The 17,040-nt window shown below is 69.9% G+C and carries 14 protein-coding genes; 4 read left to right on the top strand and 10 right to left on the bottom strand.

What is annotated here, in order from left to right; genetic code table 11:
- Positions 1-16: 16 nt before the first annotated feature.
- The 5 genes from ftsH to dacB all read right to left on the bottom strand — a co-directional run bounded on the left by ftsH (position 17) and on the right by dacB (position 6,899).
- Positions 17-2,044: an ATP-dependent zinc metalloprotease FtsH gene (gene ftsH, locus IEY79_RS19515; protein ID WP_189108816.1), complete on the bottom strand. Its 2,028-nt coding sequence runs from the start codon at positions 2,042-2,044 to the stop codon at positions 17-19.
- A 195-nt stretch (positions 2,045-2,239) separates the two neighbouring features.
- The gene (hpt, locus tag IEY79_RS19520; protein ID WP_189108817.1) at positions 2,240-2,800 is read right to left on the bottom strand and encodes a hypoxanthine phosphoribosyltransferase; all 561 of its coding nucleotides are present in this window, start codon (positions 2,798-2,800) and stop codon (positions 2,240-2,242) included.
- Between the two features lie 68 nt (positions 2,801-2,868).
- Complete coding sequence (tilS, locus tag IEY79_RS19525; RefSeq protein ID WP_189108818.1) at positions 2,869-3,945, bottom strand: tRNA lysidine(34) synthetase TilS; 1,077 nt, start codon at positions 3,943-3,945, stop codon at positions 2,869-2,871.
- Between the two features lie 242 nt (positions 3,946-4,187).
- Positions 4,188-5,318: an Rv3626c family coenzyme F420 biosynthesis-associated protein gene (locus IEY79_RS19530; protein ID WP_189108819.1), complete on the bottom strand. Its 1,131-nt coding sequence runs from the start codon at positions 5,316-5,318 to the stop codon at positions 4,188-4,190.
- A 78-nt stretch (positions 5,319-5,396) separates the two neighbouring features.
- Complete coding sequence (gene dacB, locus IEY79_RS19535) at positions 5,397-6,899, bottom strand: D-alanyl-D-alanine carboxypeptidase/D-alanyl-D-alanine endopeptidase (protein WP_229700969.1); 1,503 nt, start codon at positions 6,897-6,899, stop codon at positions 5,397-5,399.
- Between the two features lie 188 nt (positions 6,900-7,087).
- On the opposite strand from dacB, the gene IEY79_RS19540 reads away from it, so the two are divergent.
- Together IEY79_RS19540 and IEY79_RS19545 are read left to right on the top strand one after the other, a co-directional pair.
- Complete coding sequence (locus IEY79_RS19540; protein WP_003968257.1) at positions 7,088-7,582, top strand: inorganic diphosphatase; 495 nt, start codon at positions 7,088-7,090, stop codon at positions 7,580-7,582.
- Between the two features lie 201 nt (positions 7,583-7,783).
- Positions 7,784-9,451 (top strand): threonine/serine exporter family protein, encoded by a 1,668-nt coding sequence (locus IEY79_RS19545; RefSeq protein ID WP_373292585.1) that lies wholly within the window; start codon positions 7,784-7,786, stop codon positions 9,449-9,451.
- 57 nt (positions 9,452-9,508) lie between these two features.
- Here IEY79_RS19545 and IEY79_RS19550 read toward each other — a convergent pair whose 3' ends face one another.
- Both IEY79_RS19550 and IEY79_RS19555 read right to left on the bottom strand, forming a co-directional pair.
- A complete protein-coding gene (locus IEY79_RS19550; protein WP_229700971.1) occupies positions 9,509-10,345 on the bottom strand; it encodes a DedA family protein in 837 nt (278 codons plus the stop codon).
- Positions 10,346-10,565: 220 nt separating this feature from the next.
- Positions 10,566-11,324 carry a MerR family transcriptional regulator gene (locus IEY79_RS19555; protein ID WP_189108820.1) on the bottom strand — a complete coding sequence of 253 codons (759 nt, stop codon included), beginning with the start codon at positions 11,322-11,324 and terminating at the stop codon, positions 10,566-10,568.
- A gap of 145 nt (positions 11,325-11,469) precedes the next feature.
- On the opposite strand from IEY79_RS19555, the gene IEY79_RS19560 reads away from it, so the two are divergent.
- A complete protein-coding gene (locus IEY79_RS19560) occupies positions 11,470-12,744 on the top strand; it encodes an ion channel protein (RefSeq protein ID WP_229700972.1) in 1,275 nt (424 codons plus the stop codon).
- A gap of 173 nt (positions 12,745-12,917) precedes the next feature.
- The gene (gene gad, locus IEY79_RS19565; RefSeq protein WP_189108822.1) at positions 12,918-14,363 is read left to right on the top strand and encodes a glutamate decarboxylase; all 1,446 of its coding nucleotides are present in this window, start codon (positions 12,918-12,920) and stop codon (positions 14,361-14,363) included.
- A gap of 163 nt (positions 14,364-14,526) precedes the next feature.
- On the opposite strand, the gene IEY79_RS19570 is transcribed toward gad, so the two are convergent.
- From IEY79_RS19570 to IEY79_RS19580, 3 genes are all read right to left on the bottom strand, one after another.
- Positions 14,527-15,315, bottom strand: coding sequence for an ABC transporter permease (locus IEY79_RS19570; RefSeq protein WP_189108823.1), 789 nt, complete (start codon positions 15,313-15,315; stop codon positions 14,527-14,529).
- Positions 15,312-16,229: an ATP-binding cassette domain-containing protein gene (locus tag IEY79_RS19575; RefSeq protein ID WP_189108944.1), complete on the bottom strand. Its 918-nt coding sequence runs from the start codon at positions 16,227-16,229 to the stop codon at positions 15,312-15,314. The genes IEY79_RS19570 and IEY79_RS19575 overlap by 4 nt, the downstream gene beginning before the upstream one ends.
- Positions 16,230-16,391: 162 nt before the next feature.
- Positions 16,392-17,033 carry a PadR family transcriptional regulator gene (locus tag IEY79_RS19580; protein WP_189108824.1) on the bottom strand — a complete coding sequence of 214 codons (642 nt, stop codon included), beginning with the start codon at positions 17,031-17,033 and terminating at the stop codon, positions 16,392-16,394.
- Between the last annotated feature and the right edge of the window lie 7 nt (positions 17,034-17,040).

A 17,040-nucleotide genomic window follows, 5' to 3' on the forward strand; every position in this document is an offset into this window, starting at 1 on the left:
GGTGAGAAGCGCGGGGTCAGCTCTCCGGGCGCTCCTCCGGAACAGCCTCGGGCGAGGAGTCGCCGCTCGTCACTCCGGGAATCGCGCCGTTGGAACCGGTCGCCCCGTTGGTGAGGGCCAGCTCCTTCGGCGAGAGCACCGGCGGGCGGGTCGAAGGCGTACGCCGCGAGGAGCCGGTCCACGCCGGACGGGCCGGGCGGCGAACGATCGTCGAGAAGATCTCGGCGATCTGCTCCTTGTTGAGCGTCTCCTTCTCCAGCAGCGCGAGGACCAGGTTGTCGAGAACGTCGCGGTTCTCGACGAGGATCTCCCAGGCCTCGTTGTGCGCGGTCTCGATCAGCTTCTTGACTTCTTCGTCGACCAGCGCGGCGACCTCTTCCGAGTAGTCGCGCTGGTGGCCCATCTCACGTCCGACGAAGGGCTCGGTGTTGTCACCGCCGAACTTGATCGCGCCGAGCCGCTCGGTCATGCCGTACTGCGTGACCATGGCCCGTGCCGTCGCCGACGCCTTCTCGATGTCGTTGGCCGCGCCGGTGGTCGGGTCGTGGAAGACCAGCTCCTCCGCCGCGCGCCCGCCCATCATGTAGGCAAGCTGGTCCAGCATCTCGTTGCGCGTGGTCGAGTACTTGTCCTCGTCGGGCAGGACCATGGTGTAACCCAGGGCCCGGCCGCGGGACAAGATCGTGATCTTGTGCACCGGGTCGGAGTTCGGAGACGCCGCCGCGACCAGGGCGTGGCCGCCCTCGTGATAGGCGGTGATCTTCTTTTCCTTCTCGGACATGATCCGGGTCCGCTTCTGCGGGCCCGCCACGACTCTGTCGATCGCCTCGTCCAGGGAGTGGTTGTCGACGAGCTTCTTGTCGCTGCGCGCCGTCAGGAGCGCCGCTTCGTTCAGCACGTTCGCCAGGTCGGCTCCGGTGAAGCCGGGCGTACGACGGGCGACAGCGCCCAGATCGACGTCCGGGGCGACCGGCTTGCCCTTCTGGTGGACCTTGAGGATCTCCAGACGGCCCTGCATGTCCGGACGGTCGACAGCGATCTGGCGGTCGAAACGTCCCGGGCGCAGCAGCGCCGGGTCGAGGATGTCGGGCCGGTTCGTGGCGGCGATCAGAATGACGCCGCCCTTCACGTCGAACCCGTCCATCTCGACGAGCAGCTGATTCAGCGTCTGCTCGCGCTCGTCGTGGCCACCGCCGAGGCCCGCACCGCGGTGCCGGCCGACGGCGTCGATCTCGTCGACGAAGACGATCGCCGGGGCGTTCGCCTTGGCCTGCTCGAAGAGGTCACGCACTCGGGAGGCACCGACACCGACGAACATCTCGACGAAGTCGGAACCGGAGATCGAGTAGAAGGGGACGCCGGCCTCACCGGCGACCGCGCGGGCGAGCAGCGTCTTACCCGTACCGGGCGGGCCGTAGAGCAGCACGCCCTTCGGGATCTTGGCGCCGACGGCCTGGAACTTCGCGGGCTCCTGGAGGAACTCCTTGATCTCGTGGAGCTCCTCGACCGCTTCGTCGGACCCCGCGACGTCGGCGAACGTCGTCTTGGGAGTGTCCTTCGTAATGAGTTTGGCCTTGGACTTCCCGAACTGCATGACTCGGGAGCCGCCGCCCTGCATCTGATTCATCAGGAACAGGAAGACCACGACGATGAGGACGAAGGGCAGCAGGGAGAGCAGCACGGAAACGAACGGGCTCTGCTTGGAGGGCGAAACCGTGTAGCCCTGCTTGATGTCGCCGTTCTCGAACTTGCGCTGCAACTCTTGGGCCAGACCGGAGCCCTGGGAGCCGATGTAGCTCGCCTGGACCTTGTCACCGCCCTGGACCTTCTGGCCGTCCTTGAGGTCGATCTTGATGATCTGTTCGTCGCCTGTGGTCAGCTTGACCTGGTCGACCTGGTTCTTGTCGATCGCACGGACGACCTCGCCGGTGTCCACCGTCTTGTAGCCGCCCGACGAGCCGACGACCTGCATCAACACGACCACGGCGAGGACGGCCAGCACGATCCACATGACAGGCCCACGGAAGTATCGCTTCACGTCCATCCATACGGAGCGAGAACGCCCCGTCCCTCCTGCCCGTAGGTAAATGCTGCTGTGAGAAAAGACTGTTCTTCGGACGGTACCCCAGCATTGTCACCCGCGACCGCACGGGACTGCCGGTAAACCGGTCTTCCCATGCTCCAACGGCGGGAAGCGTGCGGGGGTTCCCGGCCCGGCACCGCGGGCTCGGCGCCCGGCTCAGCCGCCGTAGACATGGGGGGCGAGTGTGCCGACGAATGGAAGATTGCGGTACTTCTCCGAGTAATCAAGGCCATAGCCGACAACAAACTCATTCGGAATGTCGAAACCGATCCATTTCACATCGATCGCGACCTTTGCGGCATCCGGCTTACGGAGCAGCGTGCAGACTTCCAGCGAGGCCGGCTCGCGCGAGCCGAGGTTCGACAGCAGCCAGGAGAGCGTCAGGCCCGAGTCGATGATGTCCTCGACGATCACGACGTGCTTGCCCTTGATGTCGGTGTCCAGGTCCTTGAGGATTCTGACCACACCGGACGACTGGGTCCCGGCTCCGTAAGAGGACACGGCCATCCAGTCCATCGTCACGGGGGTCGACAGCGCACGCGCCAGATCCGCCATCACCATGACGGCGCCCTTGAGGACGCCGACGAGGAGAACGTCCTTGCCCGCGTACTCCGCGTCGATCTTGGCGGCCAGTTCGACGAGCTTCTCGTCGATTTCTTCCTTGGTGATGAGCACCGACTTGAGGTCGGCGCCCATGTCCTTGTGGTCCACCCGCATCACTTTCGTTGTCGGCCAGGAGGCCGGAACTCGCCGCCCGGGAGACACAGCCGTCGTGCTTCTGCGCTTCAGCCCTGCCGGATGACCAGTCTGCCACCCTGCCGTTGGGCCTCGACGCGGCCCGGCAGGTTGATGGCTCCCTGGCCTCGCCAGCCCGTGATCAGCCGGTCGATCTCCTCGATGTGCCGGGCGAAGAGCGACCCCGCGGGCGCCCCGGCGACGACGGCGGCCCGGCGCAGGACACGGCGGCGGACGGCGGGCGGCAGCGCGTACAACTTGGCGCATTCCAGCTGTCCGGCGTCGTCCCGTACGGCCGACTCGGCGTCGGCCGCCCAGGCGTCGAGGGCGTCGGCGTCGTCACGGGACAGCTGCGCCGTACGGGCCAGAGCCTCGACGACGCCCTTGCCGAGCGCCTTCTCCAGGGCGGGCAGGCCCTCGTGGCGCAGCCGCGAACGGGTGTACGCGGGGTCGGCGTTGTGCGGGTCGTCCCAGACCGGGATCGCCTGGACCAGACAGGCCTTGCGGGCGGTCTGCCGGTCGAGTTGGAGGAAGGGGCGGCGGTAGCGTCCGGTGGCGCCGGAGACGGGGGCCATCCCGGAGAGCGAGCGGGTGCCGGAGCCGCGGGCCAGACCGAGCAGGACGGTCTCGGCCTGGTCGTCGCGGGTGTGGCCGAGCAGTACGGCGGCTGCGCCGTGCCGCTCGGCGGCGGCGTCGAGGGCGGCGTAACGCGCGTCGCGGGCGGCGGCCTCGGGCCCCCCGTCGCGGCCGACGGTCACGGCCACGGACTCGACGGGGTCGAGGCGCATCGCGACGAGCCGGGTGACGACTTCGGCGGCACGGAGGTCGGAGCCGGGCTGGAGGCCGTGGTCGACGGTGACGGCGCCCGCGCGGACGGAGAGCTTGCGGGCCTCGAAGGCGAGGGCGGAGGCGAGAGCCATGGAGTCGGCGCCGCCGGAGCAGGCGACGAGCACCAGCGGCCGGCCGTCGGCCGGGGGCGGTGCGGCGGCATGGCCGGCGTCGGCCGCCGGGGTGGGCCGGGAGCGCTCGATGCCGGAGCTCGCGCGTTCGGAGTGTTCGGTGATGACGTCGTGGAGTACGCGGCGGACCGCCAGGCGTATCGCCGCGACCGCAGGATGGGGACCCATGTCCGGTGCCCTTCGTGATGTTTGGGGGGTGCCTCGGTCGGAGTAGGGACGGGGTTCAGTCACACAGAGTGCGTCGATGGTGACAGAACCGGGCCGTTCCCCGAGCATTGCACGCCTACCCACCGCCCACGGTCCCTCGGATGGGTGATGCTGGCCCATTCCGGTGGACACCTGTGGACGTTGACATCCGGCACGGAGCTTCTCTCGCCCCTCCTAAAGAGGCTTACGACTCCTCCGAAGCCTCAGGACTCGGCCTTGCGGTGCACCCGTGCGATCCAGTCCGCGGGCTTGGCGATCTCGGCCTTCGTGGGAAGGGTGTTGGGGGACGTCCAGACGCGGTTGAAACCGTCCATGCCGACCTCCTCGACCACAGCGCGTACGAAACGCTCCCCGTCCCGGTACTGCCGCAGCTTCGCGTCCAGCCCCAGCAGCTTGCGCAGCGCCTGGTCGAGCCGGCTGGCCCCCTTGGCCCTGCGCTGCTGGAACTTCTCGCGGATCTCGGCCACCGAGGGCACGACCTGCGGCCCGACGCCGTCCATCACATAGTCGGCATGGCCTTCGAGCAGGGACATCACCGCGGTGAGACGGCCGAGGATCTCCTTCTGGCCCGGGGTCTGGACCAGCTCGACCAGGCTCCGGCCGTCCTCCTCGGACTCGCCCTCGGGACGGTTGCCGGTCAGCGACTGGGCCGCTTCACGCAGGCGTTCCACGACGGTGGAGGGGTCGACCTCGGTCTCCTCCAGGAATGACTGGATCTCACCCTCAAGGTGGTCACGGAGCCACGGCACGCCGGTGAACTGGGTGCGGTGGGTCTCCTCGTGCAGACAGACCCAGAGCCTGAAGTCGTGCGGGTCGACGTCCAGTTCGCGCTCGACGTGGACGATGTTCGGCGCGACCAGCAGCAGCCGGCCGCCTCCGCCGTCACTCGACGGGAGGTCCCGGCTGGGCGGGGCGAACGTCTCGTACTGGCCGAGGACGCGCGAGGACAGGAACGACAGCAGCATGCCCAGCTCGACGCCGGTCACCTTGCCGCCCACCGCGCCGAGGACGGCGCCGCCCGGCGTGGCCGACCGGCGGTCCTGCATCTTGTCGAGGAGCGGTTTGAGCAGCTCACGGAAGCCCGCGACGTTCGCCTTGATCCAGCCCGCCCGGTCCACGACCAGGACCGGGGTGTCCGGTGGCTCGTGGCCTTCGGGGATCATCCGGGTGTAGCCGCGCACATGCTCCTCGGCCGCCTTGGCGTGCCGCCGCAACTCGGCGACGATCTCGCGGGCCTCGTCCCGGCTCACTTCCGGTCCCGGCCGCGCGAGGCGGGTCGCGGTTGCCACCGCGAGATTCCAGTCCACCATCTCGACCCCACCGATGCTCGTCATGCGTCAACCGTACGTGCTCGCGCCGGAAGGCGGTGATGTGTCGGACGCGAGGTTCTGGCCGCGCGCCGACACGGCCGGTCAGGAGGCCAGCTCCGCCGAGAGGTGGTCGAGGGCCCGTTGTGCCGTGTCGGGGGCTGGTGCCTCCTCCGCCAGGAAGGCGAAGGCGAGGAGGCGTCCGCCGGGGCCGACGACCGTGCCCGCGAGGGAGTTCACGCCGGTCAGCGTGCCGGTCTTGGCGCGGATCAGGCCGCTGCCGGTGATCGCGTCGCCGTCGGTGTACCGGCCCTGGAGCGTGCCGCTGAATCCGGCCACCGGGAGCCCGGTGAGGACCGGCCGCAACTCGGGCCGGCCGGGGTCGGCCGCACGGGCGAGCAGCGCGGTGAGCAGGCCGCTGGTGATCCTGTCGTGGCGGTTGAGACCGCTGCCGTCGCGCAGGAGCGCGCCGCCGACGGGCAGCTTCAGCTTCTTGAGCTCGGCCTGGACGGCCTGTTGGGCGCCGGCGAAGCTCGCCGGTCTGCCCGTCTTGATCGCGACCTGCCGGACGAGTGACTCGCCGATGTCGTTGTCGCTGTTCGTCAGCATCCGCTCGACCAGCGCGGACACCGGACGCGAGCGCGTCACGGCGAGACGGTCGGCGTCCTTGGGGGCCTTGCCCAGGGCCGGGGGCTTCGTGGTCCTGACACCGCCCTCGCGCAGGAGTGCGGCGAACTCATCGGCGGCGTCGCCCGCCGGGTCCCCGCTGCGGGGCGCCGGTCCGCCGAACGAGTCACGGGCGGAGTCGTCCAGCCGGCCCTGGCCGGTCATCAGGGCGGTGACCGGCGCGATGTTGTCGTTGGGGCCGATCGGGTGTTCGCGGGGGCCGGAGTAGAGGGAGACGTCGAAGCGGACGGTGACCCGGTGCACGCCCCGGTCGCGGAGCGCCCGGGCGGTGTCGTGGGCGAGGGCACGCAGGCTCTTGCGGTCGAGGGTGGCGTCACCGCCGCCGACGAGGGTGATCTCGGTCGGGCTCTCGTCGGCCTTGTCCTCGGTCTTGTCGTCGGTCTTGTCGTCGTCGCTCTTGCCCTTGCCTGTGTTCTTGTCGTCGCGCTTGTCGTCGGCGGTGACCACGGTGGTCGCGATGCGGTGGTCGGGACCGAGGGCGGAGAGCGCCGCGACCGCCGTGGCGATCTTGATCGTGGAAGCCGGTGTCATCGGCCGGTCGGCGCGCTGCCCGAAGAGCTGTTCGCCCGTGGCGACGTCGACGACGGACGCCGCGGGCGCCGGTCCGAGATCGGGGGACCCGAGGAGCGGCCCGAGGGTCTCGCGCAGGTCGGCGGGGAGATTGGCGGGGGCGGAGAGCGACTCCACCGGCGCGCCGAGTTCGGCGAGCACGCCGGCCGCGCTGGGCGCGGGTGCGGGCACCCGCACACCTCCGCCCGGGTGATGTGCGCCACCTGTACGACTCTGGGCGGCTGCCCAGTCGCGCTCGGCCTTACGCTGACCGGAGTCCCAGGGGCCGGACATGGCCACCGCCCCGGCCGCCAGTACCAGGCCGAACACGGCGGAACCTGCCGTGAGCTGCCACACTTTCGGCTCAAGCACGGTTGACCAGCCCCTTTCGCGATCACACAGCTGCGTGGGGGACACTTAATCACTGCGCGTTGCCATGAGCACGGTGCCCCGGCCAGCGATGGCCGAACCTGCTCGCCCCCGGGGTCGGCCCCGGTGACGTGCGGTATCACCGACAGCAGCAATCACCGACATCTGTGTTGATCATGGAGGAGCCACCCGTGGAGTTCGACGTCACCATCGAGATCCCTAAGGGTTCGCGAAACAAGTACGAGGTGGACCACGAGACCGGCCGGATCCGCCTTGACCGTCGTCTCTTCACCTCGACCAGTTACCCGGCCGACTACGGCTTCGTCGAGAACACTCTCGGTGAGGACGGCGACCCGCTGGACGCACTGGTCATCCTGGACGAGCCGACGTTCCCCGGCTGTCTCATCAAGTGCCGTGCGATCGGCATGTTCCGGATGACGGACGAGGCCGGCGGCGACGACAAGCTGCTGTGCGTCCCCGCCTCGGACCCGCGCGTGGAGCACCTGCGGGACATCCACCACGTGTCGGAGTTCGACCGCCTGGAGATCCAGCACTTCTTCGAGGTCTACAAGGACCTGGAGCCCGGCAAGTCGGTCGAGGGCGCGGACTGGGTGGGCCGTGCCGAGGCCGAGGCCGAGATCGAGGCCTCGTACAAGCGCCTTGAGGCGCAGGGCGGCGCGCACTAGCGCGTCCCAGGACCGGGGCTCGGCGGCTGCCGGGTCCCGAGGGACCGGGAGTCGGCGCGTACGAGCGGCGGGCAGCGCACCATTCGGGTGCGCCGTCCGCCGCTCGCGTGCGCCCGTCTCCGCGCCCGTGTCCATACTGAACAAACTGCTGTGCGAACCGTGCCTGAGCGGCACCTACAAGACTGAGTGAGGGCGAAGACAGTGGTGGGCGAGCGGGACGAGACGGAGGAGCGCAAGCCTTCGTCCGACGAGGCGCACAGCGCTTTCACCCCCCCGTCCGGGATGGACCAGGTGCGGGAACCCGAGGACGGCAGCACCACCTCGGAATTCGCGGTTCCGGAGGGACTCAGCCCGGAGAGCACGCAGGAGACCGACCATTCGGCCTTCGACATGCCGCGGACCTATCGCGCGCGGCAGTCGCCGCCGGCGTTCACGCCCGCGGAGGGCGTGCCCGTCGTCCGGCTGACCAAAGAGGCGCCCTGGCAGGACCGGATGCGCACGCTGCTGCGGATGCCGGTCGGGGACCGGCCGGTGGTGGAGATCGTGCAGCGGCACGACGAGATCGGGCCTGCTGTGCCGCGCGTGCTCGACCTGACGCTGCGTATCGGCGAGTTGCTGCTGGCGGGCGGTGAGGGGGCCGAGGACGTCGAGGCCGCGATGTTCGCGGTCAGCCGCGCGTACGGTCTCGACCGCTGCGAGCCGAACGTGACCTTCACTCTGCTGTCCATCTCGTACCAGCCGTCGCTGGTGGACGACCCGGTGACGGCCAGTCGCACCGTACGCAGGCGGGGCACCGACTACACCCGGCTGGCGGCCGTCTACACGCTCGTCTCCGACATCACCACGGAGGACACGGACGTCACCCTGGAGGAGGCGTACCGGCGGCTGGCCGAGATCCGCCGTAACCGGCATCCCTATCCGGGGTGGGCGCTGACCTGCGCGAGCGGGCTGCTGGCCGGGTCCGCGTCGGTCCTGGTCGGTGGTGGTCTGGTGGTGTTCGTAGCGGCGATGATCGGCGCGATGCTCGGCGACCGGCTCGCGTGGCTGTGCGCGGGGCGCGGGATTCCGGAGTTCTACCAGTTCGTGGTCGCGGCCATGCCGCCGGCCGCGATGGGGGTGACACTCACCCTGGCCGCGTCCGCGACGAACTGGGAGATCCGGCCGTCGGCCGTGATCACCGGTGGACTCTTCGCGCTGCTGCCGGGACGGGCCCTGGTGGCGGGCGTGCAGGACGGTCTGACCGGCTACTACATCACCGCCGCCGCACGGCTGCTCGAAGTCATGTACTTCTTCATCGCGATCGTGATGGGGGTGCTGATCGCGCTGTATCTGGGCGTCCAGCTGAACGCCCAGCTCAACCCGGACGTGGCCCTCCAGGCCGCGGCGGCGCGGCCGGTGCTCCAGATCTGCGCGGCGGTGGCGCTGAGTTTCGCCTTCGCGATCCTGCTCCAGCAGGAACGGTCCACCGTGCTGATGGTGTCCCTGAACGGGGGCGTTGCCTGGACCGTCTACGGGGCGATGCACGACACCGGGGGGATCTCGCCGGTGGCGGCGACCGCGGTCGCCGCCGGCGTGGTGGGGCTCTTCGGGCAGCTGTTCTCGCGCTACCGGTTCGCGTCGGCTCTGCCGTACGTCACCGCCGCGATCGGGCCGCTGCTGCCCGGCTCGGCCACCTACTTCGGTCTGCTCGGTTTCGCGCAGAACCATGTGAACGCGGGGCTGGCCTCGCTCTCCACGGCCGCCGCGCTGGCCCTGGCGATCGCCATCGGGGTCAACTTCGGCGGCGAGCTCTCCCGGCTGTTCCTGAAGGTGCCGGGCCAGGGACGTCGTTCGAGCCGCCGCGCGGCCAAGCGGACGCGCGGCTTCTGATCCCGTCGGTCAGGCGGTCGGCCCGCGCGCGCCGCCGACCGCCTCCGGCTCCGTCCGTCAGCGCCTGGCGTGACGCCCGCGCGGCGGGGTCTCGGGGTCGTCCGGCGTCTCCGGTGTGGCATACGGCCGGGGGGCGCCGTACTCGTCGCGCGTGACCCGCAGCTGCTGCGTCTGGAAGTCCTGCGGTACGTGGGTGTGCTGGCCGGGCGCCGCGGGTCCCGCGGGGTTTCCGGGGGTCGCGTGGCCGGTGGGCTCGCCCGCCGCTCCGGCCTTCTTGGAGTGGGAACGGGCCCGCAGGAACTCGATCACGATCGGCAGCACCGAGAGCGCCACGATCAGGATCAGGATCATCTCGATGTTCTTGTGGACGAAGTCGATCTTGCCCAGCGCGGCGCCGAGCAGCGTGACACCCGCGCCCCAGAGCACGCCGCCGATGATGTTGAACGTGACGAACGACCGGTAGTTCATGCGGCTGACGCCCGCGATGATCGGCGTGAACGTCCGCACGATGGGCACGAAGCGGGCCAGCACCAGCGACTTGGGCCCGTACTTCTCGAAGAACTCGTGCGCCTTCTCCACGTTCTCCTGTTTGAAGAGCTTGGAGTCCGGGCGCTTGAAGAGCGCGGGGCCGACCTTGCGGCCGAAGAGATAGCCGACCTGGTCGCCGATGATCGCCGCCAGCACGACCAGGACACAGACCAGCCACAGCGGCCTGTCGAGCGTGCCGGACGTCACCAGCAGTCCGGTGGTGAAGAGCAGCGAGTCGCCCGGCAGGAAAAAGCCGATGAGCAGGCCGGATTCGGCGAACACGATGACCAGGACGCCGATGAGGCCGAAAGTCCCGATCAGATAATCCGGGTCTAGCCAGCTCGGTCCGAGCGCAAGGGTTGTCACGAGGTCCGGGGCTCCTGAGTCGATAGTCGGTCGATCGTCGAAATCGGCCGTCGCTGGCATCAGCGTCGTCCATCCGCCGTCAGCGGTTGTCGGCTGCCCAAAGCTATCAACGCTCCGGCCCCGACTGAGGTTCCACCCGGTCCGCACAACTCGCGATCGGCGCGGACCGGACCGAAGCGCGCCTTTCGTCCCCGGTCCGCACCCTGCTCTCCCCCGGCCGCTACGCGCGGCGGTCCGCGTTCGCGTGGATCGCGTCCCTCAGGTGCTCGGCCAGGCCCGGGCGCATCGAGTCGTAGAACTCCCGGAACCGCCCGTCGGACACATACAAGTCACCGAGGCCCCGGTGGATCTCGGGTGTGCAGTCGTAGAACCACTTGGTGATGTGCCGGCGGTGCTCCTCGGCCATCGCGACGGCCCGCTCGCCGGCCGGGGCCTCCCCCGCGTCCATGAGCGCGTCGTAGCGCGCGCCCCAGTCCGCGACCTCGTCCTGCATCCGCTTCCAGTCGCCCTTGGTGTAGCGGGCGACCCGCCGCTGGGTCTCGTCGTATCCCTCCGTCCCGCCCCAGCGCCGCTCGGCCTCCTCGCTGTAGCGCTCCGGGTCCTTGCCCCCGAAGACCTCGAACTTCTCCTCGGGCGTGAGATTGATGCCCATCTTCTTCGCCTCCATGGCGTGCTCCACGGCCTCGGCCATCCTCATGAGTTCGGCGATACGGTCCGACAGCAGCTCGTGCTGGCGGCGCAGATGCTCCTGCGGGTCCGCGTCCGGGTCGTCGAGGAGGGCCGCGACCTCGTCGAGCGGGAAGCCGAGCTCCCGGTAGAACAGGATCTGCTGCAACCGGTCCAGGTCGGCGTCGTCGTACCGCCGGTGGCCCGCGTGGTTGCGGCTGCTCGGGGAGAGCAGCGCGATCTCGTCGTAGTGGTGCAGCGTGCGCACCGTGACTCCGGCGAAAGCCGCCACCTGTCCCACGGAATAGCTCATGACCTTCCCTGCTCCCTGCCGTCCACCGGTCCGTGGTGGGCCGGTGGTGTTCGGTACGGCATCAGCCTGGATCCTCACGCCACGTGAGGTGCAAGCTCCCTTTCGCACGAGCGCTTTGCCGTATTCGCCCCACTACGGTGTGCGCGTGGCCACTGACGCTCCGTCCGCTCCCGTGTCCCCTTCCGGGCTCACACTCCTGCCGCTGATCCTTCCCTCGCTGGTCGTCGGTGTGGTCGCGGCTCTCGTGCTGCTCGGGGTCAGCGAGCTGGCGGAGCTGCTGGAGGACGTGCTCTGGAAGACGCTCCCCGACGCGCTGGGCGTCGGCCGCCACTCCTCTCTCTGGATGATCGTGATGCTGACGGCGACCGGGCTCGCGGTGGGCCTGGTCGTACGGCAGGTGTACGGGCACGCGGGACCCGACCCCGCCACGACCGGGCTCGTCGACCCGCCGCTGGCGCCCGGCGTCGTGCCGGGTCTGCTGCTGGCCGCCGGTCTGGGGCTGGCGGGCGGGGTGAGCCTCGGTCCGGAGAACCCGGTCACCGCCGCGAACATCGCCCTCGCCTACTGGCTCGGCCGCAGAACCGCTCCTTCCGCCCCCGCCGCGCTCTGGGTCTCACTGGCGGCGGCCGGCACCATCGGGGCGCTGTTCGGCACGCCCGTGGCCGCCGCGCTGATCCTCACGGAGACCTTCGCGACCCGACCGGGGCCTGGCTCGCTCTGGGACAAGCTCTTCGGCCCGCTGGTCGCCGCCGGGGCCGGCGGGCTGACCACCCTGCTGATCGCCCATCCCTCCTTCGACCTGTCCCTGCCCGAACACCCGGGCGCCCGCTGGGGCGACGCCCTGGCCGCGCTCGTGATCGCCCCTCTCGCCGCGGCCCTCGGTATGGCAGCCGTATACGCCCTCCCGTACGCCCACAGCGCCTTCCGGCGCCTGGGGCGTCCTGTACTCGCCCTGACCGCCGGCGGGCTGCTGCTGGGCCTCCTCGGGTCGCTCGGCGGGTTTCTCACTCTCTTCAAGGGCCTGGACGAGGTGAAGACGCTCGCCGCCGACCCGGACGGCTGGTCGGCCGGGCGGTTCGCGCTGATGGCCGTGGTGAAGGCGGCGGCACTGGTGATCGCGACGGCCTGCGGCTTCCGCGGCGGCCGGATCTTCCCCGCCGTCTTCGTCGGCGTCTCGTTCGGTCTGTGCGCCCACGCGCTCGTGCCCGCCGTGCATCCGACCGTGGGTGTCGTCTGCGGAGTGCTCGGGGTGCTGCTCGCCGTCACCCGGCAGGGATGGCTGAGCCTGTTCACCGCGGCCGTACTCGCCGCCGACCCGAATCTGCTCCCCCTGCTGTGCGTGGCAACCCTGCCCGCCTGGCTGCTCGTGACAGGCCGTCCGAAGATGCAGCTCGCCGCGGACGGCAGGGCCCTGCGGTGACCAGGGCCGACCGGACACCCCGAACGGACTCCCGGCGAGCCGACTGCCCGTTTTATCCGTATCGTCGCGCCTGACGTCTCGGCCGCCGATGCCCGGCCACCAGCGAATCCACTCGCGCCAGCGGGACCGGCCTCGGCGGCCGGCGCGAGAGACCACGGGAGACAGGGAAACCGATGGCACTGCGAAGCGGCACGGAGAAGTCCGAGGGCAAGGCGGACGGCCTGGCGGACGATCAGACCGAGCGTCGCCGGCTGTCGCTCAACCCCTTCTTCGGGGAGGCCGACCCGGTCGGCGGGATGTCGTCCGCCCCGCCCAAGCACCGGCTCCCGGACGGCCCCATGCCTCCGTCCACGGCCTACCAACTGGTCCATGACGAGCTGATGCTGGACGGCAACTCCCGGCTCAACCTGGCGACCTTCGTCACCACCTGGATGGAGAAGCAGGCCGGGGTGCTGATGGGGGAATGCCGGGACAAGAACATGATCGACAAGGACGAGTACCCCCGGACGGCCGAGCTGGAGCGGCGGTGTGTCGTGATGCTCGCCGACCTCTGGAACGCCCCCGACCCGTCCGCCGCCGTCGGCTGCTCCACCACCGGCTCCAGCGAGGCCTGCATGCTCGCCGGGCTCGCGCTCAAGCGCCGCTGGATGGCCAGGAACCGGGACCGCTATCCGGGCAGCGCCCGGCCCAATCTCGTGATGGGAATCAACGTCCAGGTCTGCTGGGAGAAGTTCTGCAACTTCTGGGAGGTCGAGCCCCGCCTCCTTCCCATGGAGGGCGACCGCTTCCATCTCGACCCGCGGGCCGCCGCCGATCTCTGCGACGAGAACACGATCGGCGTCGTGGCCGTCCTCGGCTCCACCTTCGACGGCTCGTACGAACCCGTCGCCGAGCTCTGCGCGGCCCTCGACGCCCTCCAGGAGCGCAGGGGGCTGGACATCCCCGTCCATGTCGACGGAGCCTCCGGCGCGATGATCGCGCCCTTCCTCGACGAGGACCTCGTCTGGGACTTCCGCCTCCCGCGCGTCTCCTCGATCAACACCTCCGGGCACAAATACGGCCTGGTCTACCCCGGCGTCGGCTGGGCGCTGTGGCGCACGTCGGCCGAACTGCCCGAGGAACTGGTCTTCCGCGTCAACTACCTGGGCGGCGAGATGCCCACCTTCGCGCTGAACTTCTCGCGGCCAGGCGCGCAAGTCGTCGCCCAGTACTACACATTCCTGCGGCTCGGCAGGGACGGATTCCGCGCCGTCCAGCAGACCACGCGGGACGTGGCCTGCGCGCTCGCGCAGAAGATCGGGGAGATCGACGAATTCCGGCTGCTCACCCGCGGCGACCAACTGCCCGTCTTCGCCTTCACCACCGCCCCGCATGTGACCAACTTCGACGTCTTCGACGTCTCGCGACGGCTGCGGGAGCACGGCTGGCTCATGCCCGCCTACACCTTCCCGGCCAACCGCGAGGATCTGTCCGTCCTGCGCGTGGTGTGCCGCAACGGATTCTCGGCCGACCTCTCCGCGCTGCTGCTCGCCGATCTGCGGCTGCTGCTGCCGGAACTGCGGCTCCAGCCCGAGCCCTTGGGCCGGGACGAGTCGAAGGCCACGGCTTTCCACCATTGACCGGCGCCAGGCCGTGAAGATCGTGCGCATGGATTCCCCCCGAGGTCCGCGGAGCACGTCGCGCCGCATGCGGTTCTGCCTCTGATACACCGCGAACCCCGGGAAGGTTCCACCCGGCGACGGACCGGCACCGGCCGCCGACCACCAGCCCGCCGCCGAGTAATCAGTGGCTCAGCCTGCGGAACCGCCGTACCGCGAGCGGGAAGAACAGCGCGATCAGCACCACCGGCCACGCCACCGCCAGCAGATACGTGTGCTCCGCCGCCCATGACCCGCTCAACTGCCCGGGAACGCCCGCCAGATCACGTACCGCGGCCGCCGTCGCCGACAGCGGGTTCCACTCGACCGCGGCCCCCAGCCAGTCCGGCATGGACTGCGGCGTCGCGAACGCGTTGGAGAAGAAGCCGATCGGCCAGACCAGTATCTGCACCGCCGTCACCAGCTCCGGCTTGCCGGCCAGCATCGCCAGATGGATCCCGAGCCACAGCATCGCGAACCGCAGTAGAAGCAGCAGCCCCACGGCCCCCAGCAGTGCCGCGACTCCGCCGTCCCAGCGCCAGCCGAGAGCGAACCCGACCCCGATCATCACCACCAGGCTCAGCGCCGACTGGAACATGTCCGCGACGCTCCGGCCCACCAGCACCGCCGACGGCGCCATGGGCATCGAGCGGAACCGGTCGATGACTCCCTTGCCCAGATCCTGGGTGACGGCCAGCATCGTGGCCTCAAGCCCGAAGACCATGGTCAGCGCGAGCATCCCGGGGACGAGAAAGCTGATGTACTCGCCCTCGATGCCGCGCCCCGCCCCCATCAGATAGCCGAACATCAGCAGCAGCATCACCGGGAAGATCAGCCCGATGACGACCTGGACCGGCTGTCGCTGCCAGTGGGCCAGTTCGCGCCGCGTCATCGTCCAGCTGTCGATCAACACGGTCGCGTTCGTCGTACTCATACGGCCTCCTTCGTACGGTGCGTCAGCTGCAGGAAGACCTCGTCCAGCGTCGGCCTGCGCACCACGACGTCCTCCGCCTCGATCCCGGCCGCCTCCAGCGCCTGTACGGCCCTGGTCAGCGCCGCCATCCGGTCCGGCGCGGGGACGCCGACCAGCCGGCGGTCCTCGTCCACCGTCGCCTCGTCACCGAACAGCCGTGCCGCCGAGGCCAGCTGTCGCGCGTCGCGGACGACGACGTCGATCCGGTCGCCGCCGACCTTCGCCTTCAGCTGGTCCGCGGTCCCCTCGGCGATCACGCGCCCGCTGTCGACGACCGAGATCCGGTCCGCCAACTGGTCGGCCTCGTCCAGGTACTGCGTGGTCAGCAGTACGGTCGTGCCTCCGCCGACCAGTGAGCGCACCGAGGCCCACACCTCGGCCCGTCCGCGCGGGTCGAGTCCGGTCGTCGGCTCGTCCAGGAAGAGCACCGCCGGATCGGTGATCAGCGAGGCCGCCAGGTCGAGGCGGCGCCGCATGCCCCCGCTGTACTGCTTGATCGACTTGCGTCCGGTGTCGACGAGTCCGAAGCGCTCCAGCAGTTCGTCGGCGCGCGCCGCCGCCCGCCGCGCGCCCAGGTGGTAGAGCCGCCCGAACATGTCGAGGTTCTGCCGCCCGCTCAGTTCCTCGTCCACCGCCGCGTGCTGTCCGAGCAGCCCGATCCGCCGGCGTACTTCCCGCGCCTCCGTACGGATGTCGTGCCCCGCCACCCGCACGACGCCCTCGTCGTGCCGCAGAAGCGTGGCCAGCACCCGTACGGCCGTCGTCTTGCCCGCGCCGTTCGGCCCGAGCATCCCGTGCACGGTGCCGCGCGCCACCACCAGATCGAGCCCGTCGAGCGCGGACTTCTCGCCGTACCGCTTGCGTACGCCTTCCATGACGATCGCGTCCGTCGCGTGAGTCAATGCCTTCGCCTCCAGCCCTTCCACCGCGTAGTCAAACTTGACTACACTCTGAAAGGTAGACCGGGGACGAGGATTGGTCAAACTTGATTAGAGAGGTTCTCGACCAGGGAGGCCGAGGCACGACACCGGTCACCCTCAGTCGTCGTCACCCTCGGCGGGGACACCCGTCGCGTACGGGTTCTCCTCGCCCTCGGCGAGCACGCCCACGAAGGGGTCACCCTCACCCGAGAAGACATGCGCGCCGGCCTCGATGCGCTTGATGAACTCGCGCGTCCACTCGGCCCCGGAGTCGGCCTGACTGATCCAGAGGTTCATGATCTCGCCGATGTGCCCCAGCTGCTCCGGGCCGTCCTCGGGCACGTAGTGCTCGGTCACGGACGCCCGCCAGGTCTCGATCGCCCGCACCCGCTCCTTCAGAAGTTCGACCGCCTCGGCCCGCGGCAGGTCGACGATGAAGCCGACACCGGCCGACAGCACGTCCATCTTCTGGTCGTAGGCGACCAACGACTCCCGCAGCAGCCGGAAGTACTCCGCGACCCCGGCCTCCGTCAGCTCGTACTCCGTGCGCGGCGGGCCGCCGGCCGTGCTCGGCGCGACCTCGTGCGCGAGCAGCTCGCCCTGCTTCGCCATCTGCTTCAGCGCGTGATAGATCGAGCCGGGCTTGGCGTTCGACCATTCGTGCGCGCCCCAGAACTCCAGGTCGTTGCGGATCTGATAGCCGTGCGCGCGGCCGTGCTGGCGCACCGCCCCGAGCACCAGCAGCCGGATCGCTGACATCGCCATA

The sequence above is a fragment of the Streptomyces camponoticapitis genome (genome assembly GCF_014646115.1).
Lineage (GTDB): Bacteria > Actinomycetota > Actinomycetes > Streptomycetales > Streptomycetaceae > Streptomyces > Streptomyces camponoticapitis.